Genomic DNA, 23,615 nt, shown 5'->3' on the forward strand with positions numbered 1-23,615 from the left:
ATGGCTTATCCATTTGGTACGACGTCTTTTTTCAAGGGTGCTACGAAAGTTGATGCCACGCCGAAGCGAAAAAGCTGGTTCACAGGCAAGACGCGCCACAGGTTCCTCCGATCGCTTCAGGCCGCGCGCGAAGGCCGGGTGCCCGTCAAGGTTTCCGCGGTCCGAATCGAATCGCTTGAACCCCGATTCCTGCTCTCCGCAGACATCATGCCGCTCTCGGTCGAGATGGCCGGCACCGATGCGTCCTACACCCTGGAGTACGATTCCACGGCCCAGACATTCCGGATTTTTGACGACGAGACGGGCGACCTGGTCGACCAGAAAGCGCTCGCCGAGACATCGGAAATCCAGATCACCGGAACCGGCGGCGATGACCGCCTGACACTCGACGTCGATGGCGCCTTCCCCTCGGGCGTGACCATCAGCTTCTCTGGCGGTGCAGGCAGCGACACCGTGGCCGGACCCTCGGGCGATACCGAGTGGCGTATTGATGGCACAGACACCGGCACCGTGTCGGGCCTTAGGTTTGCCGAAGTCGAGAACCTTGCCGGCGCCGCGGATAACGAGGATGTCTTTGTCGTCGAAGGCGCCGGCACCATTACCGGACTGCTGGATGGCGGCGATGGCGGCTACGACACGATGTCCTTTGAGGGCGGAGATGTCGGCTCGTTCGAATACATCGCCAGCGGCCCGACTTCCGGCACGACCATACGCGATGGCGTTTCGCTGGAATTTACCGGGCTTGAGCCGGTGTGGATGGAGAGCGGCGCCGCCGATGTCGTGGTCGACCTCTCCGCGGTGTCGGACGACGCGATCATGTCCCAGACGGCCGGAATCATCACCATCGCGGCCGCTCCGCCGCTTGGGCCGACCTTCGAGTCCGTCTCTTTCGCGACCCCGACCGGCAGCCTCACCATCAACATGGGCAACGATGCCGGTCTCTTCCCCAATATCGACGACTTTGCCGCCGACCTGTCCGACAATCCGAGCGCATTGGCCGAACTGATCGCCAATGCCGCGGCCGGCGACGTGCTGGAAATCCAGACCGTCGATCTCGGCTCGGCCAGCCTCACGGTGAATGGCGAGGACGGGCTCGACCGGGTGAGCGTCGTCGGGGCGCTGACGGCGGGCGATGTCTCGATCAATGCCGAAGAGATCGACGTGGCCACGGCGGGGTCGGTGACGGGCAGTTCCGTGACCTTCACGGCCGATGCCACCGATGCCGGTCTCTTGCCGACCTTCCTGGAGGACAATGTCGACGGGTTCTACCTTGCCCTGCCAACGGCGGAGATCGACATTCTGGGCTCGGTCTCCGCGACTGCCGGCGATGTCGTTCTGTCTGCAACCGCCACCGCGGATTTCGAGGTCGATCCGATTTCCTTCAGCGCCGGCGTCGCCTTCAGCGGCGCGCTGGTCATCGCCTTGCCCACCGCAGCCGTTCATATCGGCGACGACAGCGGCGCGGTCGATGGCGGGATCGTTTCGGCCAGCGGCAATGTCGATATCGACAGCGCGGTGAACCTGACGGTGACGGCGACGGAAGATGCGGATGGCGGTGAAGCGCCCGATACCGACGCGGCGATCGCCGTTGCCATCGTGCTGACGGAATCCGTGACCGGCGTGCATGACGACAGTTCGATCGATGCGGGCGGCACGGTCACCCTCCACGCCGCGACCACGCTGGACGTGACATCGAAGGTCGATGGTTCGGGCGGCACTGCGGGTGCGACCGTGGCGGTGACGGAAGTGCAGGCCGAGACCAGCGCCTTCGTGACCGATTCCGCCTCCATCGGCGCAACCAACGCGCCGACCAGCGTCGATCTCGGCGCGACATTGACCAGCTCGATCACCACCAGCGCGACCTCCACCGCCGGCGGTTCGCAGGATTCCGCCGGCGCAAGCGAGTCCGAGCAACAGCTTGCGGCCAACGATGCCAGCACCAGCGGCGGCAGCGTGACCTTTGCCGGTGCGGTTGTCGTCTCCGATTACCGCCCCGTGACCGAGACCTATATCGACAGCTCGGGCAGTGTCTTTGCGACCGGCCCGGCCGGCGTGTCCCTCGCCGCACTGGCGACGGAATCCGTCACCGCCAATGCCAGCGGCCTCAACACGGCCGGCGAAGGCACCGGCGTGGGCATTGCCGTTGCCATCGGCGTGATCGACAGTACCGTGCTGTCCTGGTTTGGTGGCACGACCCAATACGTGACGCCGTCGCTGTCGGCCTCTGCCACGCTCGATGCCGATTCCAGCTATATCCTGACCGCAGTGTCGGGCGCCGGGGATTCCTCGGAGATGAACATTGCCGGCGGGCTGGCGATCCATGTCGTGACCACCAATGTCCAGGCCTTCGTCGCCACCGGTTCCGCGCTCGAACTGGGCGGGGCTAACCTGACGCTCACGGCCAATTCCGCCACCGCAACGACCACCTCCGCGACCCCGAACAACAGCACCGAGGGCGGCGCGGCGACGGGAATCGGCGTGTCTGTGGCGCTCTATGTGGGCAGCCACACCGCGCGTACGGCGCTGGATGGCAACGCTCTGGATGCAGCGCTTTATGGTGATCCGGCCGATCTTGCGTTGGGGGATCTCACCCTGTCGGCCACCGGCGCTCATAGCGATGAAACCACCGCCGAGGGCGGCGCGTCGGGCACCGACACCTCGGTCGGCGGCGCCATTGCCATCGCCGTGGTCGAGAACCTGACCGAAGCCGATCTCGGCGACACAGGCAGCCTCTCCGTGGGCGGATCGGTCGATGCCGATGCCGTGCATAGCGGATCGACGCTGGTGACGGCTGGCGGCGACACCAGCGGTGGCGCCACGGCAATCGGCGCGGCCATTGCGCTCGGCTTCGTCGACAATTCCGCGTTGACCCGGGTGCGCCGGGACGTGACGGCCGATGGCAGCGTCTCGATGACGGCGCGGGCGGACGGAGCCTCCGTGGTGACCGGCACGGCGTCGGCCGCCGGTGCCAAGGAAGAAGCCGATCCCTCCAGCGGCGGTGCAGACAGCCAGGCCGCCGAACAGACCAGCTATGCCAATACCCGTGGCGGCACCTCTGCCGGCACGCCCATGGAAGCTTCAGCCAATACCGACAGCGGTGGGGCAGCGTCCGGCAATGTGAGCGTCGCCGCAGCGCTCGCGCTGAATGTCTCGACGGCGACCGCCGAGGCCAGTGTCGGGGCCGTGACGGTCAATGCAACCGGTCTCGCGCTCGAGGCCGAGAACAACATGCGCGCGGAGGCCTCGGCCGACGGGTCCGCCTCTTCCGGGGCCGATGCGACCACGGTTGGCGTGGCTGTGGCGATCAACGTCGCCGACATGACAAACACCGCCTTTATCGGTGACGGCGCGGATGTGAACACCACGACCGGTGGTGTCGCCCTGTCCGTCGGGATGAAGGATGTCGACGGCGATACCGATCACGGCTTCAAGGCCGCGGCGACCTCCGGCGCGTCCGGGGGTGCCACCGGTGTCGCAGGATCCTTCGCTTTGCTGATCGTCGGTGCGCGGTCCACAGCCAGGATTGCCGGCACGGCGGATGTGGAAGCCGGGAATGATGCGGATGGGCGTGGGGCGCTGAGCCTGACGGCCAGCTCTACCACTGACAGCGATGTCGAGGCGAAATCCGAACAGGATGGCGCCGACACGACGGGCGTCGGGGTCTCGGTTGCCATCGGTGTGACGGATATGATCACAACCGCCGAAATCGAGGATGCGGCCGTTGTGAGCGGCGGCACCGACGTGGCGCTGACCGCGACCGGCGCGCATCAGGCCGATGTGACGGCCGAGGCTGGCGCGGCTGATGGAGACACCTCCATTGGCGGCGCGATTGCCATTTCGGTCGATGACCGCAGCACGCTGGCCCGGATCGGGACGGGTGGGGCGCTGGATGTCACCGGGAATATCTCCGCTGCGGCGACCCATTCAGGGGCCTCCACGACCAATGCGGATGGCACCGTCGAAGGTGCGGCCACAACCGGCGTCGGCGCGGCGCTTGCGCTCGGCTTTGTCGACGATTCCGGTGAGGGCGACCTCGACCGCGACGCAACGGCAGACGGCACGGTATCCTTGTCGGCGTTTGTCGATGGTGCCTCGACGGTAACGGCCACTGCCTCGGCTGCTGGCGCCGACGAGGGCGAAGCCGCCGATGGCGAAGCTCAGAAACAGAGCGGGATTGGACTTGCCAACCAGAAATCCGCCGATGGCGACATGACCACCTCGGATGCCACGGCCGGAACAGACAGCGGCAATACCAGCGTTGGCGCAGCGCTTGCGCTCAACGTGTCCAGCGCCTCCGCGACGGCAACGCTTGGCACCAGCGTGACGGCATCCGGACTGACCCTGTCGAGTAGCAACGACATGGGCGGGTCGGCGGATGCCGATGGCTCCGCCGCCACCGGCGGAGACGGCACGGGGACTGCCGTCGGCGTGGCCATCGCCATCAACGTGGCCGATATGGACAATACCGCCGCGCTCCTGAGCAGCGGCGACGTGACGATCACCGGTGGTGGAGATGTCGGCATTTCCGCCGTGATGACGGATACCGGCGATGGTGAGCATGGCTTCGGTGCCAGCGCGGAATCCGGGGCGTCCGAAGGCGATACCGGCGTGGCCGGCTCCTTTGCCCTCAACATCGTGTCGATGGAGACGCGCGCGGCGATGGAAGGGTCCGCGCAGCTGGATCTCGGCACCGGCGATCTCGAAATCGACGCCGCCTCGGCCAGCGCGACCGCCGTCGAAGCAATTGCAAGCCAGGACGGCGGTTCGACCGGCGTGGGTGTCTCGATTGCAATCAGCGTGACCGATGCGATGACCACGGCCGAGCTGTCCGACCTTTCTATTCTAAGCGATGGCGCGGCGGTGAGTGTCACTGCTGACGGCGCGCATTCCTCGACCACGAGCGCTGAGTCCGGCGCAGGTGCACAGGATGGCACAGGCGTCGGCGGCGCGATTTCCATCGACGTGCATGACCGCGCAACTCTGGCGCGCATCGGCACCGGTACGGCGCTTGACGTGAGCGGTGGAATTACCCTTGCCGCGACCCATTCGGGCAGCAGCGAAACCACCGCAGGCAGCGATGTGAGCGGCTCCAGCGCCGCGATCGGCGCCTCGATCGCAGTTGCCTTTGTCGATGATGCCAGCGAAGCGGACCTTGATCGAAACGTCACTGCCGGCGGCACGGTCGCTCTGACAGCGCGGGCGGACGGAGCTTCGAGTGTCGAAGCCATTGCCTCGGCGGCGGGCGCCGACGAGAGCGAAGCCACCGATGGCGAGGATCAGAAACAGGGTGCCATTGGCACCGCCAACGACAAGTCGGGTGATGGCGACAGCACCTCCGACGCGGCGAAGGCCGGAACTGAAAACGATGGTTCCAGCAACACCAGTGTTGGCGCAGCACTTGGCCTGAATGTCTCCAACCTCAGCGCCATTGCATCGATTGAAGGCATCACGATCGACGGCGACGTCTCGCTGACGACTGAAGCGGACATGGACGCCTCCGCGTCGGGCGACGGATCGGCATCGGCCGGCAGCGCCGACCCGACCACCGGCACCGCTGTTGGCGTTGGTATCGCGATCAACGTGGCCGATATGGACAATCAGGCCGAACTGATCTCGGGCAGCGTGACCGGCGGGTTCGACGCCTCTGCCACGATGAAGGACGATGGCGGGGCGGACGGAACACATGCCTTTGGCGCGACCGCGGAATCCGGCGCGTCTGACGGCGCAACCGGCGTCGCCGGCTCCTTTGCGCTGAGCATCGTCGATGCGGATACGCGCGCCGCCATCGCGCCCGCAGCGAGCGTCGTTGCCGGTGATGGGGATATCGCGCTGACCGCCGCCTCTCAGAGCACGGCGGATGTCGCGGCCACGGCCTCCGCAGAGGCCTCCAGTACGGGTGTTGGCGTCTCGATCGCCATCAACGTGGTCAACTCGCTGGTTGAGGCTGAAATCGATGCCGGCGCCAGCGTGACCGGCGGCGGCGACGTGACGATCTCGGCGACGAATTCCGGCGAGAACACGACCAGTGCCAGTGGCGGCGCCGTGTCCGGCAAAGGGACGGGCGTCGGCGGTGCCTTCGCGATCTCCGTGATCGATCAGGTTGCGCGCGCGAAGATCGGCCTGCTGAGCAGCGGCGCGCTGTCGATCGGCGGTAGCCTGAGCCTGTTGGCCGACAATCACGGCACAACAACCACCACGGCTGACGGTACGGCGACGGCCAGCACCGCGATTGGCGCGGCAATCGCGCTCGGTTTCGTCGACGACACGGCCGAAGCCCTGCTCGAGAACGATGTCGTGGCCGGCGGGTCGGTGAGCCTGACGGCGCATGGGGACGGGTCTTCGATCACCGAGGCCAAGGCCTCCTCCGAAGGCACGAGCAAGACCCAGGAATCCGCGAACGGAAACACCACGGCCGATAACCAGCAAACCAAGGCCACGACCCTCGCCAACAGCAAGTCCGGCGGCTCGAAATCCTCCGGCCAGTCGGCCAGCGGCAGTGGCGGCAGCGTGTCTGTCGCAGCGGCGCTTTCGGTCAATGTCTCGACCTCGGCCGCGCGGGCGACCATCGCCGATACGATCAACGTGACCGCAAATGGCGGCGCGCTTTCGCTTGTGACCACGAACAACATGGATGCAACGGCCAATGCGGACGGCTCCGCCGCCGCCAAGGGGTCCGGCAGCACGGCTGTCGGCGTGGGCGTTGCGATCAACGTCGCCACCATGACCAACGCGGCGACGGTCGGCACCGGCTCGACCATCGTTGCCGGCGGTCTGGTCCTCTCGGCCACGATGCGAAATGTCGACGGCAACACGAAGCACAAATACACCGCGAAAGGCGCTTCTGGCGCCTCTGGCGCCAGCAACGATATCGGAGTCTCGGGCTCCTTTGCGCTGAGCGTCGTGAACGCGACCACGGACGCGGTCTTTGGCGGCTCCAGCCTGACACTGACCGATGGTGCAGGGGCCGTTGCGATCACCGCAACCAACATCGCCGAGCATGAAGTTCTGGCCGACGCCACCGGGCAGGCCGGCAGCAAAGGCACCGGCGTGGGCGCCAGCATTGCGCTGCTGATCGCCTTTGACGACACGACAGCCAAGGTCAATGACGGCACGACGATCAACGGCACGGCGGCCTCCTTCGAGGTCGAGGCCCGATCGAGCCTTGCTCCGAGCGCAGACGACCAGCCGATGACCAAGGCCGAGGCCGGCGCGGCCGGCGGCACGGCAATCGGTGGTGCGATTGCCGTGACCTATATCGAGGCCACGACCGAAGCTCATATCGGTTCCGGCAGCGGTGCGCTTGCCCTGACCGGCGGCACGCTGAGCGCGATTGCCGATCATGACGCGACGATCCTGACGCAAGCCGATGGCGAAGCCGCCGGCGGCAATGTCGGTGTTGGGGCCTCGATTGCACTCAATATCGGCAGCAGCGATACCGACGCGAAAATCGCGCGGTCCATCACCGGGGCGGGCGACATCACCGTGACCGGCGATGCGATTCTCAGCTCGATCACGGATTCCCGCGCCAGCGCCAAGGGCGGCAAATCCGCGGGCGATGGCGGCAAGGAATCCGATGCGATGGTCGCCGACGAGACCGGCCAGGCAACAGGCAAGGGCGGCGGGTCCAACGATTCAACTGGCGGTGGGGCGACCACCGGCACCGGTCTGTTCAACACCGGCGACAGCAACGCCTCGGGCCAGTCGGGCACCGGCCTGAAGAGCAAGGGCGGCGGCAGCGGCAGCTCCAGCGGCGGCACCTCCGTCGCGGCCACGGTTTCGGTCAATTACCTCAACGCCGAGGTCAATGCGGAGATCGCCGATGGCGTGACCGTGACCGGCAGCGGTGCGGTGACAGTGGAAACCACCTCGCTCGTGACCGCCAAGGCGCTGGCCATCGCCACGGCGACCAAGCTCACCTCCAACACCGGGGTGGCGGCTGCGGTTGGTCTCAATATCACCGAGTTCGACGCCAAGGCACGGATCGGCGACACCGCCACCGTGAGCGGTTCCAGCGTGACCGTGCGTGCGGTCCAGCCGTTTGAAGCCGGCGCGTTCAAGATCAACACCTTCCAGGTGCGCGCGCTTTCGGGCGCTGTGGGCAAGAACACCGCCGTGGGTGGTTCCATCGCGATCAACTATATCGACATCGCGCATGAGGCCGAGATCGGCAATTCCGCCAGCGTGACTGCGGTAAGCGGCGACATCTCGATGGCCGCGACCAGCTACAACCAGCTCCAGAACCTTTCGGGCGGCGGAGCGCTGAGCACGTCGGGCACTGGCGTCGGCCTCGCCGTGTCGGTCAATATCGTCAACGATCTCGACACCAAGGCCAGCATTGGCACTGGCGGCACCATTTCCGCCAGCAACGGCGCGGTCTCGGTCACCGCCGACGCCTCGCTTGTGCCGTTGAAGGAGACGCTCGGTCTCAATACGGGGATCGACACGCTCGACGATTTCGAACTTGCCGCAACGAACTTCGCGGCCGGCATTGCCGGGTCTGGCGGTGGAAATGCTGCGGGCGGTTCTGCCAGTGTGAATGTCATGGACATCAATACCGAGGCCCATATCGACGATGGCACCACGGTGAATGCGGCGGGCGACATCACCGTTTCGGCCAGTGATGTGCTGACGCTCTTTACCGCAGCCGGCGGCGTCGGCGTTTCGCTTGGCGGCGTCGGGGTTGGCGTGTCTGTCGACGTCAACGTGATCGAGCGCAGCACCCTTGCCTGGGTCGGCAACCGTGCGGACCTCGTGACGACCGGTGGCGACATTGCGGTCACCGCGTCCTCGGATGACGATTTCACCTCGGTTGCGGCCACCTTCGGTCTGTCGAGCGACTCCCTTGCCTTCGCCCTGTCCGTGGGCGTTCTGGTCATCGACAGCGAGACCAAGGCCTATGTCGAATCCGGAACGGCACTCGACGCGTCCACGCTCAGCGCCGCGCAGGGCGATGTGACGGTTTCGGCCAATGGCGATTTCGACCTTCTCTTCCTTGCGGGTGGTGTGGCCGTCAGCCTCGGCAGCGCCGCGGCAGGCATTGCCTCCACCGTGCTGGTGCATGAGGATGACGTGATTGCGGAGATCGGCAACCACGCCTCCGTCACCACCGGCGGATCGACCGGTCTTTCGGTCACCGCCAGCTCTTACGAGAAGATCCTCGATATCGCCGCAGCAGGGGCCGCCTCGGCCAGTTCTGCCGGTATTGGCGGCACGGTGCTCGTCACGGTGATGACCGAGAACACCAAGGCCAGGATCGGCGACTACGTGGGCATCACGGCACAGCGGGATGGCGATGCCATCGACCCGGGCGTGTTCGTCCAGGCCAGCGCCACCACCGAGATCCTGTCGGTGGCCGGCGCGCTCGGCATCGGGTCGAGCGCCGGGATCGGCGCGGGCGTGAACGTGCATACGATCGTCAAGAACACCGATGCCTTCATCGGCAATAACGGTCTTTATGTGCATGCCAGCGATACCAACGGCTTCATCGTCGCCGATGGCAATGTCGTGGTCGCGGCGACCAGTATCGAAGACCTCAAGACCTTCTCCGTCGCCGCGGCCGGCGGCGGCACCCTGGCCGTGAGCATCGCGGCCGATGTCTATGTGCTGACCCCGACGACGCGGGCGATTGTCGGCCCCTATGCCGATATACATGCCAGCGGCAGCGTGCTGGTCCAGGCAATTGCCGAGACCGAGGCCGACCTGCTTGTAGGGGGCGCCTCGGCGGCCGGATCCGCCGGCGTCGGCGGTGGCGTCGGTGTGGCCGTGCTTACCAAGGTCACCGAAGCGAGCATCGGTGCGAATGCGCGGGTGACGGGCGAGGGCAATGACACGGTGTCCGCTCGAACGGGTCGGTTCATCGTCAACCCGATGGGCGACGCCAAGGAGGGTGTGACCGAGAGCGACCTGCAGGTGCAGGAGGGAGACCGTCCCGATGCCGATGCGCTGGAGATCGGCGTGCCGACAATCGATGCGGAGACCAATCTCTACGACACCAAGGAAGAAGAAGACGCTGCAACGACCTCGGATGACATCGACGATCCGGGCATCAGCAACCAGCGCGAAGCCAGTGCCGAGGCGCTGGACTTCCGCGGCGTGGCCGTCTCGGCCTCCGCCAAGGACGACATTGAATCGCTGGCCTTCGGCTTCTCGGCGGCCGGGTCCGTCGGTGTGTCCGTCGGCGCGGCGGTGAACATCGCCAGTTCGACTACCTCCGCGACGATCGGCAATTCTGCCCGCATCAACCAGGACGGCATGGCAGATGCCCATGCTGGTCAATCCGTGCTCGTCGCGGCTGCCGCCGATTTCAGCCATGTCGGCATCGGCGCGGGCATCGCGATCGCGGGCTCGGTCGCCGCGGCGCCGGGCGTGGACGTCTCTGTTGTCACGCTGAACACAACCGCGAGCATTGGCACCTCTGCCATTGTCGATGCGAAGAACGACGTGTCCGTCATTGCCCGGGCCGAGGAGAGCTTCCTCGTCGTGGCCGCCGGTATCGCAGGCAGCGGCGCGGTGGCCGTCGGCGGCGGCGTGGCCGTCGTCTCGGTGAACAACACGACCAGCGCGCTGATCGGTGGCTCGGCCAATGTCGAGGCTGGCGGCGACGTGCTCGTGTTTGCCGAGGATCACACCTCGGCCGATATCATCACCGGCGGGTTGGGCCTCGGCATCGGGGCCGCCGGGATCGGCGCCTCTGTCGGCGTCGTTCTGTTCGACAAGTCGACCGACGCATCGATTGGTGCCGGTGCCAGTGTCGACGCCCTTGGTGGCGACGGCGAAGCCGGGATCCTGAACGGGACGGTCCTGGCGGACGGCACTTTCGATACCGAAACAGCGCATGGCGTGATCGTGCAGGCCGAGTCGAGCGAAGACTTCCTCAACCTGGCCTTTGCCGGGGCAGGCGGGTTCTATGCCGGCGTCGCCGGTGCCGTCGCCGTGACGGTGATCGACAGCGACACCACTGCCTCCATCGGGGCGGGTGCGCAGATAAACCGCGGCAGCGCGAATTTCGCCAGCAATGATGTGCACGCCCTGCAGGGCGTCTGGGTTGGCGCGGCCAACCGCACCTCCCTGACTTCGGCGACGGTCTCGCTGGGCGGCGGGATCGTCGGGATCGCTGGCTCGGTAAGCTTCGGCTCGATCCGCAACGACACCAGCGCCTTCATCGGTTCTGGCGCGCTTGTCAGCGCCGAGGATCGCGTCGAGGTCAACGCCTTGTCCCAGAAGGAACTTGTCGGCTTCACGATGAGCGGTTCGGGGGGCGTTGTCGCCGTTGGCGGTTCGATTGCCGTCTTTACCATCGGCGAGGAGTTTGACGATTTCTACGAGGATGGCGGCGACAAGCAGTCCGGCGGAACCAAGGGCGACAGCAAGGCGCTGGAGCTGAACGGGACGGATTCCAAGGCCGAGGCCGGTGGCGTCTCCAATGATGCCGGCGGCGAGGTCGATACGGCGCTCGGCGACATGGATGCCAATGGCGATGGCGTTGCCAACAGCGCCGACAGCCGGGCGACGGCCGGGCTGAGCTCGGCCATGGCGGCGGACAAGACCGTGAGTGCGGCGGATATCAATGCGCGGCTCGCAGCACCCGATCCGTTGGAACCCGGCACGACCGCGATCGTGCAGGCCGGGGTCAATATCGATACCGGCGGCGATGTCGGGGTGGCCGCCGACGAACGCATCACCACCACCGTTTACAGTGGTACGGCGAGCGCGGGTCTCGGCGCGGTTGGCGCGGCCGTCACCCTCATCAGCCTCAACAGCAATGTCCGCTCCAAGCTGGGCGGCGACACCGATGCCGAAGGCGATATCGACGTCACGGCCAATGGCAAGCGGATCACCGACCTGACCAGCATCGGCGTGCATGCCGGTGGCATCGCGCTCGGTGCCGGCGTCGGGATCCTGAACGATTCCAGCAAGCAGGTTGCCGAGATCAGCGATACGGCCAGCGTCGACGACGCTGCCTCCATCGACGTGATCGCAACCAACACCCAGGACGCGACTGCAACGGCCTATTCGATCAAGGCCGGCGGCGTGGCCGGCGGCGTCAACGTCACCCGGCTCAACATGGATGACGGCAACAGCGCAACGGACGATACCCTTGCCCGTATCGGCACGGGCGCCCAGATCGGCCAGACCACGGACGAGACCGTCGGGGCGGTCAACGTCAAAGCCAACTCGACCATCGACGCCTCCGCGACCACCACCGCCGTGTCGGTGGGCATCGGCGCGGTCACCGTCAACACAAGCGAAGTCTATATCCAGCCGCAGGTCACCGCCTCCATCGGCGACAGCGTCGCGCTCAAGAGTTCCGGAAAGGTGACGGTCCAGGCCAAGAGCAACCACGATGCCTATTCCAAGATCATCGGCGTGAGCGCTGGCGCGCTTGGCATCGGCCTGAGCTATGCTGAAGCCGGGGTGGAGTCCGTCGTGGCGGCATCGATCGGCACCGGGTTCACCGCAACCACGCTGGGGCTCGACGTCAAGGCGATCCACAATCAGGACGATTCCAGCCGCGGGGCGCGGGTGGAGGCCATCGCTGGCGGCGGCGGCGTGATCTCGCTTCAGGGCGCGGTCGGCATTGCCAATGCGAATGTGAATGTTGCAGCAACCGTCGGGTCCGGCGGTGATATCGATGCAGGTCCCGGGGACATCAACGTCACCTCTTACCTGCGAAATTACGCCAAGGCCGACACGATTGCGGTTTCTGTCGGATTGCTTGGTGTCGGCGGCATGTATGCCACGGCCAATGCCGATGGCGGCGCGACGGCTGAAATGGCCGGCAACGTGACCGGCGGCGGCAACCTGACCGTCCGCACAACCGCCCGCAACGCGGCGGACGCCGACGCGGAAGGCGGCGGCGGCGGTCTGGCGACGGCCGTGGGGGCCGTTGTTGTGGCAAATGCCTCTCCGACGCTCGTGGCGCGGCTGACCAATGGTGCGACTGTGACCGGTGCGGTGATTGTCGACGTGGATTCCCAGGGCGAGACTGACGCCCGCACCGATACCGTGTCGGTGGGTCTTGGCAGCGTTGGCTATGGCTCGGCCACGGCCACCATGACGCCGGATATCAATGCCGAGATCCTCGGCGGCGTCATCAGCGCGGCCTCCGTGGCCGTGACCTCCTCGCATAATTTCGGCACGACCAAGCGGGCCTATGCCAAGGCCGAGGCCGCCGGGGTTTCGGGCTTCGGCGCGCAGGTCAATATATCGACCGCGACCAGCAGCGCTGATCTCGATTCCTATATCGATGGCGATGTGGACATAACCGCTCCGTCCGGCGTGACCATCACCGCCACGGGCGTCAACAAGGCCGAAGCGAGAACCGAGGGGCTGAATGTCGGCATCCTCGCCGCGGTCGGCATCACCGACAGCTTTGCCACCGCAAGCGGCAAGGCGAAGGCCCGGATCCTCGACCAGGGCACCATCGGCGCCCAGGATTACAGCATTGGCGGGCTGACAATCACCGCCACCTCGCAGGACACGGCCAATGCGCGCAGCAATGCCGCTGGTGGCGGTGTCATCGCCGTACAGGAAAACGATTCCAACGCCACGGTGAACCCGGAAGTCGAAGCCGCGATCGGCCGGAACGTCTCGATCCTTGCCTCCGGCAATATCACCGTGACGGCCTATGCCGACCCGGAGGCGGACGGCTACACCAAGGGCGTTGGCGGCGGCGGTGTGTCCGTTGCCCTGTCCAAGTCCAATGTCGATATCACCCCGAAAGCCACCGCGATTATCCGCGCCGGCACGGTGATCGATGCTGGCGGCAACGTGACCGTGGACGCGGATATCGTGCCGCAGGCGGGCACTGTCCCGACTTACGAAATCGCGGCCACCGACACCATCAATGACACGGTGACCGTGGTGACCCACGGCCTCGAGACCGGGGATGTGGTGGAATATGCCGCCAATGGCAGCCCGATCTCGGGCCTGTCCGGACAGGTCGAGGTTCCCGATCTTGGCTTCGAGGACCGCAGCTACAACACGATCCGCGTTACCGACGACATCGTGGCGTTCGGCAATGAATTCAACGGCACGACCATCGACTGGCTGCGCGACGAGATCACTTTCGATGTCGCGCATAACTTCCTCGACGGCGACAAGGTTGTCCTGCGCCAGGTGAGCGGGACCGCCACCGATATAGAGGACGCGTCCGGCAGCACGTTCTGGGTGCGGGTGATCGACGGCACGACAATCCGGCTCGTCGACAGCTTCGCCAAGACGCAAGGTGAACTCGAAGACTATGTCACTGCCAATTTCGACGGCTTCAAGCCGAGCGATGTCTCCGGCAGCTGGATCGACGTTTCGACCAGCGATTACGAACTCGACGATGTCATGACCTATTACGCGCCGGGCGGGCAGGAGTTCCGAACCTCGCAGGTGGATGTTTCTGCGGCAAATCTCGTCCTGGTTGCCGGCGGTGCCAATATCGACCTCAGCCAACAGTCGAACTCGACGGACAATGACCGGATCTATTTTGTCGATGATGACGGCAACCTGAAATCGCACGGTTTCTCGAACGGCGACCTCGTGGTCTACACGGCGGAGGAAACCACCTCCTTCGCTGTCGTCAATACGCCGCCGGCCTCGACCGTCACCGAGACGGCCGACACCACGCCCATCGGCGGGCTGGAGCACAACCGCACCTATCGCGTGTTCAACTCCGACAGCAATTCGGTGCAGCTGAAATATTCCGACACGTTTGACACCGATGTCTATTACGTCCGCACCGCGGGCGGCGAAGACCAGCTCCTGCGCGAGGATGGCGGGGACTGGGCCGATGCCGGCTTCAAGGTCGGCGACAAGATCATCGTCACCAATGCGGGCAGCAATGACAGCCCGGCGGGCGGCTACACGATCAAGTCGATTTCCGGTTCGACTCTGGCGATTTCCGATTCCCAGAATTTCAGCGCCATCACGCGGGTCGATCGCGGCATGACCATCGGGTTCGAGGATATCGACCCCGGTGCAGGCACCGACAACCGCCTGACCCTGACCCTGACATCGGGAACATGGTCGCAGGCCGGTATTACCAGCGGCACCCTGGAGCTGCTCAACCTGGGCGGCTATAGCGGCCTGACCGGCACGATTGCCTCGGTGAGCGGCGCAACCATCCGTCTGACGACCGCCTATACCGGCGACAGCGGCACGACCTATTCCGACGCGATCGCGCAGCGGACCGTTGCGGCAACGGACAGTTTCGACTCCGCAGTGATCGCCCTGTCACCGGACAAGGACACCGACGGGAACGGACCGGACGAGGCCGATGGTCGGATCCACACGCTGACCAAGGTCGAAAACGCGCCGATCGGCGGGCTGGTCGATGGTCAGACCTATTACGTGGTCGGGGAAAGCGGGACCGAGATCCAGCTCTCGACCGAAAAGAGCGGCACCGCGATCAGCTTCACCGCACCGTCCAGCGACGGCAGCAACCATCGGATCGGCATTTACGGCATCGATCTGCTGGAAGGCGCCGACGAGAACCAGGTCTACGAGCTGCGCATCGACGTGCAGGGCGGGCTGAACGGCATCGACAAACTCAACGGACCGGGCGGCATTTCGCTGGCCGTGATCGCCCCGCAGGCCGGAGACGGCACCTCCTCGGTGACGGTGAAGGGCTCCAGCGGCGGGATCATCAGCGTCGGCACCAACACCGGCACGATCACCGTTTCGCCCGATGTCGAGGCCAATATCTCGGCCGCACTGGTCATTGCCGGTGACAGCGTGACCATCGATAGCAATGCCGATATCGAGATGTCGGGATATGCGACCAATGGCAATGGCGGGCTTGTGGCCGTCGGCAAGGCAAAGATCCTCGCCGATACCGGAACCAACGGCATTCGCTCCGACGCGATTGTCGGCAATGGGACGCAGATCGTTGCATCGAACAATTTCACCCTGAAATCCAATGTCGATGGCGACATTACCGGGAGTTCCAAGACCACGACCGGCGGCTTTGTCGGCGTGGCCGATGCCGACACGCTCGTGGATGGCGATTTCAGCTCTGACGCCACCGTCAACAGCAACGCCGTGATCATCGTTGGCGGTCTGGCCAAGGTTCAGGCCATTGGCGACGTTGACGGCAAGTCGAAGTCCAAGGCCAGGGGCCTGGGCTTTGGCGGCGACGGCGAAGCACGGTCCGAATTCTATGTCGACAACACCAATGCGACGGTCACCATCGGCAGCAGCGCGCAGATCGAAGGCAATGAAGTCAGCCTCAAGGCCGATCTCAACGGCACGAGGATCCAGGCAGACAGCGATGGTCGCGGCGGCGGATTCTATTCCGAGGGCGAAGCCAGTTCACTCGCCGACCTGACAGCAGTCACCAAGGTCGATCTGCAATCCAACGCGAAGATTACCGGTTGGGAAGGCGTCGACTTCGTGTCGGTTGCCCGCAACAACAAGGTCGAGACAGACGCCTATTCGCGCTCCTCCGGTCTGTTCGGCTACGTCAATGCAGACGCCTATTCTTCCTACAATCTCGATACCAGCGTCGATGGCGCCGGTGGCGCGCTTGTTACAGCAGGCCCGCGCGACACGTCTGGCGGCAGCCTGGTCGATTTCGACTATCTCGAGGAGCCGACGGGCAGCGCCCAGCGGCTGGCCTTCTATGTCGATGCGCAAAACTACAGCAATTCGCGCCCGCAAAGCGCGACGGCCTCCAAGCGCTCGCTTGCCAGCGGCGGCTCCAGCACCCGGGATGGCAGCTACAACCAGCAGGACGAAGATATCGCCTTCTCCTCGGATGTGCTGATCCTGTCGGGTCGCTCGCCGGAACTGATCGTCAAGAAGCTGACGATCGACCCCGATGCCGGGATCGAAACGGCCGTCAACGTCACCATCGACGACAGCGCGGCGCCGGGTTATGGCGGCACCGGTGGGTCCGCGATCACCAGCGGAGACATCACCGCGTCCAAGATCTTCGTCAACGACATCGTCAATCCGGGGCCGGGCGACGTTGCCTTCATGTCCGACACCATTTCCGGTTCGGGCGGCACGTGGACCTTCCGGGAATCCCTGCAACGCATTGAAATCCTGAACAAGTCCGACAAAGACATCATCATCAACGGCATCGATGTGATGGCAGACCGCCAGCCGGTGGTCGAGCTGAACCCGTTTGGAAATCCCGCAGATGCTACCCAGCAGGCGGCCCTCACGCTCACGTTCGACATCGAGGCCGACGTGGCCGCGACCCTGATCGAGATCACCAATACCGGCGACAGCGATGTCGAGTTGAACGGTGTGATCAACAACCCGATTGGTGTGACCAGTATCATCAACAGCGGTGGATTTGCGGGCGCTGCCAATGGCGGCTCGGTGGAGAGCACCCAACCGCGCGCGACCCAGCTTGTGCGCACCCATACCCTGAATATCGACGCCAACAACAACGTCGGTGATCCCATCATCTATGGTCAGCCCGTGACCGGACGCGTGAACGTGGACATCGTGGACAGCGACGATGTGCCCGAAAGCTTCGGCTTCAAGACCTCGCAGGTCAGTGGCCTGACCGATCGCATCCTGCTTGGTCTCGGCAACAAGTTCTACACCGGCCAGATGGTCGTCTATGAAGCCAGTTCGGTCGGCCTGAGCGGGTTGAGCAATGGCGGGTATTACTTCGTCAAACTGTCGGATGACGGCCAGTCGGTCGAACTGTTCGACAATGCCGATCTTGCCGGCGATGCCATCGATATCGGTCAGGCCGGTGCGCTGGCGAATGGCCACACGCTGACCGGCGCGGAGATCTTTACCGTGGATGCCGGCAATGATGTCGGTCTGGACCTGCGCACTCTTGTGCGCCGGCCTCTGAGTGCCGACGAGATCGCCGATGGCTATGTGATCAATATCGACCGCATCGCCTCGGGCGATGATCAGGACACGCTGTTGCAAGTGACCGAACAACAGACCGATAGCGGTCAGGCTGGCGGCGTGATCGTGAAGCATGAGAACAAGATCACGCCTCCGGCCCCGGTAATTCCGCCGGATCTGCCAGTGGTGGACACGGACAATTCGGACATCGTCTATTTCAACAAGTTCCGCCCTGATACCGGAAACCTGGAGGGCGTGAGCCGCGGTGCTTACGCAGACGCATGGGTTCAGGATCTCGCCACGACCTATGACTTCCGTGGGCTCGACTCGTCGGGCGACCGCACGGTTGCCGGGTTGCAGGCCGGCGAGGTCACGGGCGATGGCAATGTCGTCGTGGCTGCGGCCGAACCGACGCCGTCCGACACCCGCATCAACGTGCTGGCGCTGATCGAGGTCGACACGACCGGCACCGCCGCACCGGCGCTTGGGCATACATCGATCAAGACCAATGGCTGGATCGCGGCGACCGAGATGACCGGCGATTTCCGCATCGGCACGATCACATCCACCGATGACGACGTGGTGCTCTACTCGCCGCAGCGGTTCATCGACGCCGAACGGGACGAGAACAACACCGCCGGTGGCGACCTGGCCGATGTTTCGGGTGTGAACCTGACATTCGTGGCCGCCGCTGGCTTCGTCAATCCGGACCCGATCGACATCGCGGACCGCGTTGTTGATCCGAACCCGGCCAACCTGTCGAGCGGCCTGACCGGCGGTATCGGCCTTGCCGACAACTTCCTCGAAGTGGATGCCGACATTGCCGGCACCAACGCAGGGTCCGGTATTGGCGTGCTGCGGGCCTTCGACATTACGGCCAGCTCGACGCTGGGCATCTTCATGGATGAAATGCTGGGCGACATGCGGATCCATTCCGTCGAAACGCTGGGCGATGTGTCCCTGCGCACGACGGGCGGTTCGATCATCGATGCCCGCGACGACGACTTTGCCAATATCATCGGCCTGATGGTCGATCTGGATGCCAATGGCGCCGGGTCCGATATCGGCGAATTTGGCGACGACCTCGAGATCAACAGCCGCAACGGACTGGTCCAGGTCGATGACCTCAATGCCAATGAAAAGGACGTGGCGCTTGAGGCGACCGACTCGATCTGGCTGACCGAGACCGAGGGTGAATTGCGCCTGGTCTTTGCCCATACCTATCAGGGCAATATCCGCCTGACCGTGCGCGAAGGCACCGACGCCACCTCGACCGGTGAGGATTTCCAGCTGGTCGACAGCGGCTCCGGCCGGTTGGCCGAAGACGATACCACGCTGCCGGGCAACAATCCGGATGCAGACCGGGCTGTGGCTCATGGCTCCGTTTATGCCGAAACCGGCTCCGTCGAGATCCGTGTTGGCGACGACATTACGCTGGACGAGAACTCCGAGATCGTCGCTGGCAAGGGCATCATCCTGCGCGGCGATCACGCCGATGCAGATGCCGATTACGGATCGACCATTGTCATCCGGGGCAAGATCATTGCCGGCGCCATCCTCGTGGCGGCCGGGACCACCGGGGCCAACCCGGTCGGCACCTCGCGTCCGCGCGGATTGGATGATGGCGGCGCCCCGGTTGCGGGCGAAGAGACGCTGGCATCGGGCGATGTCGGCTACGAAGACGGCATCACGCAGATCTTCGGCAATTCAGATGTGGATATTCTCCAGTTCGGCGATACCGACGGCGATGCCGGCGGCACGACCTGGGGCGATGCCGGCTTTGTTTTCCTCGGGTCGCGGACGCGCGCCTATGGCGGCGCGACCGATGATGTGGCCGATGATGCCAACAATGGCGAGGACCTGTTCCGCGTCTACTTCCTGCAAGACGCGGCGACACAGACCTCACCGGCCCTGTCGACGACGGCTTACAGCGTGACCAACTCGCAGACCGACGCGACGCTGGGCGATCCGGTCGACCTGTCTGTGCTGGCCGAACACACGCTGACGCTTGACGGCCAGTCGGACACTGACACCTACGAGGTGTACACGCTCGGCTCGCAGGGCGACACGCGCAACTACATCGTCAATATCCTCGACACCGGCGATTACACCGACGGCGTGGACGAAGCGACGATCTTTGGCCTCGACCAGCAGGCGCCGAACACCAATGGCGGCGAATTCACCGAGAACGGGTACGAGCGCTATGCGACGGACGACATCTTCCTGCTCCGTGCGGCCAGCTTCCTGCCCAACGAGACGGCGGATCGTCCGGGCTATGTCTCGCTGCTGCATGGCGAGGTGGAAACCTATCAGGACGTGCTGCAATACAACGAAAGCTCCTTCGAGGTGCAGCGAATAACCTATGACACCGGCCTGAACGGGCGGCTGACCATTGAAGGGCAGGGCGGCAATGATGCCTTCTTCTCCGACGATGCGACGGTCATCACTACGCTCGACGGTGGCGAGGGCGATGACAGCTTCCAGATCGGCCAGATCTTTGGCGAGAAGCGCAATATCGAGGATGGCAACCTGCTGGCGCAGGATGTCTTCCCGGATCTCGTCTCGACCACGCGCGGCTGGCTGAGCCAGGGCATCTCGGCACCGATGGTGGTGCAGGGCGGCACCGGCAATGACGAGTTCCGCGTCTATTCCAACCAGGCCGAGCTGCGGCTCGAGGGCGACGATGACAACGATCTGTTCATCGTGCGGGCCTTCGCGCTTGCCGCGACGACCGATTTCGACTGGAACGGCGACGGGGCGACCGACGCGGCAGATCTCGACGCCGGCGTGGCGATCCTCGAAAGCCTTCAGGCGCTCGTGGATGGCGGTGAAACCACCGATGACGCGATTGCGACCTATGTAGCCGCGACTGCCGGCACGGACCACCTGTTGGACCTGCTGGGCGTGTTTGCCTCCGATTTCGACACCAATGCCGACGGCAATATCAACTATCTCGACCTCTTCGTGACCCCGGACGTCATCACCGATGACGAGATCGTGCTCGACGAGGACGGCGTGGCTGTTGCCCAGATCGGCTTCGGCTTCTCGATCGCGCAGGCGCCGGATATCCGTGCCGGCGGCGGCATCGACGAGGTGCGCTACAACGTCAACGCGCCGGTCTCGGTCGAGGGCGGCACCGGCTTCGACAAGCTGGTGATCCTCGGCACCGAATTTGCCGATGACATCGCCATCACCAAGGACGCCATCTATGGGGCCGGCTTGAACGTGCGCTATTCGACCATCGAGGTCGTCGAGGTGGACGGGCTTGAGGGCGATGACGAGTTCTTCGTCCAGTCAACAGCTTATGGCGTGGCCTATCGCGTCATCGGCGGGCTTGGCTCCGATACGATCAATGTCGGCGGCGATGTCGTCGAAGATATCGTGACCCGGGAGCTGGAAGGCGTTTCCGGAGCGGTCGACCATCTCGTTGCCTCTGATGATGCGCTCTATGACGGGCTGGTCATCGACGGGCTGGACTACAATGTCGCCAAGGACGGCGAGGGCCTCGTGGTCATCGACGAAGGCGCCGACGGCTTCACCGCCGTGCGCGAAGGCGGCCAACGCCAGGTGGACAGCTACAGCGTCTCGCTGGCCCGCGAATTGCTGATGGGCGAGGTGGTCTATGTGACAGTTTCGGCCGCGCGTTCGCCCGAAGAAGAGCGCAATGACAAGCTGGTGAACCCGCCGCCGCTTCCCGATGGCGAAGGCGACACGATGTGGCTGACCAGTGATTACGGCCTCGGTGGCGGCCCGTCGCTGAGCGCGACGGATGCCAACACGGCGAACTTGCGCCGCGATTTCCAGCGCGAGGTCGAGATCAAGGGCGACACGCCTTATAGCGACAGCCTCGCGATCGAGATCGACGGGTCGACGCATTACTTTGCCAACCGCGCAGTGGTCCTGCGCTTCGATCACAGCAACTGGGACGACCTGCAGACCGTGTTCCTCTATGCGCCCGATGACACGCGCGCCGAGGGCGACCGCGTGCATGTGGTCCAGCATTCGGTGATCTCCACGACCTCCGCCGATTACGACGCCATCGACGTGCGCAATGTCGAGGTCGAGATTCGCGACAACGACACCCCGGGTGTCAATGTCGTGGAGATCGAGGCCGGCTCCTATACCGCGCCCGACACATGGATCGAAGACGGCCGGACGCTCGTGGCCGAGGGTATCCTCTATGACGATGATGGCCTGCCGGGCACAGACCCGATCGACACGAGCCTGCGGGACGAGATCCTCGTATCGCTGGCCAAGGATCCGGGGGCGCTGTCCGACGAGATCGTCGTGAACCTGAATTTCGGTGAAACCACGATCGATTTCGACTGGAACGCCGATGGCGAGCTGTCCTACGACGACGTCCGCGATGGAGAACGCATCCTGACGGCGCTTCAGGCACAGGTGGATGCCGGCGACAGCGTTGCGGTGGCCATTGCGGCGCTTGCAACCCCGGAAAACCTGAACCTGGGCGATGTTTTTGGCGTTGGACAGCCGGACTCCGCCTATATTTTCGCGCTCAACAGCCTGATCACCGATAGCCTGATCACCAATTTCGACGTGAATGGCGATGACGTGATCGACCGGTTCGACCTCGTGATCGGCACCGGAAGCGACACCGTGGTGTTCAATAATATCGCCGCGATCTCGGATGCGGCGATCACCTATGACAGCACTGATACGCGGTTCAACGCGGCGGACGGAACGATCACCTTCACCGGTGATGACTGGGATATCCCGGTCCTGCTTACCGTGATCGCCAAGGATGACGGCATGCGAGAGGATCCGCAGACCGCCGTCCTGTCCTTCTCGCGCGATCCTTCGACAGTCGGACAGCCGAACTATGTCTTCCCGAACCTGCGCTCCGGCCCGGGCTCTCTCGATATCGAGGTGATCGATGACGAGACGGCCGGCTCCATCGTGCTGGAATCGGGTGGCGATACCGTTCTGATCCCCGATGGCGTCGATACGGACGGCTATGACCTGCGCCTGACCAAGCGGCCCGACGGCACCGTCGAGGTGGCGATCCTGACCGATGGCCTGGCGGATGTCGCGTCGATTGACGGAACCGCGGTTACCGCTGGCGATTACGAGAAGATCGGCGGCCTGCGCCCGTCGCAGAAATTCTTCGGCTCGATCATCTTCGAGAATGACGGTTCCAACGCGACCCTTTCACGGGGCACCGGGGCCGAGCTCGGCAGCTTTGTCAGCGATGGCTGGGAAGCCGGCGACCTGATCCGGATCGGCAATAGCGGCTTCGATCTCGACGGTGACAGCACTGTTGCGGGCGAGGATTTCGTGATCCTCTCCGTGACCGACCAGACCATCACACTCACGGCCTCTGCCTTCTCGGACCTGACGTCCAACCCGGTCGAGGTCGAGAATGATGTCATCCTGTCGCTGGTGACCGAGGAAGATATCTGGACCGGCGACGTGGTCTATGTGAACGCGCTGGATGACCAGATGGGGGTCAATGTCGACCGTCTGATCCGGGTCGATTCCAGTGGAGATCCGATCTCCGGCGATGCCGAGGGCTGGCTCAAGCAGGGCTTCCTCGAAGGGCAGCGGGTGCGCATCACCGAAGACGGGACGAGCAACTTCGTCGATCTCAAGATCGCGCTCATCCGCGGCAGCGCCGATGGCGGCGAGAGCACCAACGAGACCAAGGACAGCGTGCTGCAATTCACGCTGGAACCGGTGGCCGGCGGATTGCCGGCCTGGCTGACCGGGGCCACCGTGACCCCGGTGACAGTTGAAGTCAGCCGCATTGCCGTTCACGCGATCTTTGATGACACCAACTGGTTCGAACAGCA

At 64.5% G+C, this 23,615-nt stretch carries 1 protein-coding gene (running past one end of the window); it reads left to right on the top strand.

Features of this window, described 5'->3' with window-relative positions; all coding sequences use genetic code 11:
- Nucleotides 1-23,615, top strand: partial view of an LEPR-XLL domain-containing protein gene (locus tag R3X27_RS02710; RefSeq protein ID WP_317707286.1) — the 5' portion only. The gene runs 7,501 nt beyond the window's last position; only the first 23,615 of its 31,116 coding nucleotides appear in the window; its start codon is at nucleotides 1-3; the stop codon falls past the right edge of the window.

This window comes from Tropicimonas sp. TH_r6 (assembly GCF_033101155.1).
Lineage (GTDB): Bacteria > Pseudomonadota > Alphaproteobacteria > Rhodobacterales > Rhodobacteraceae > Tropicimonas.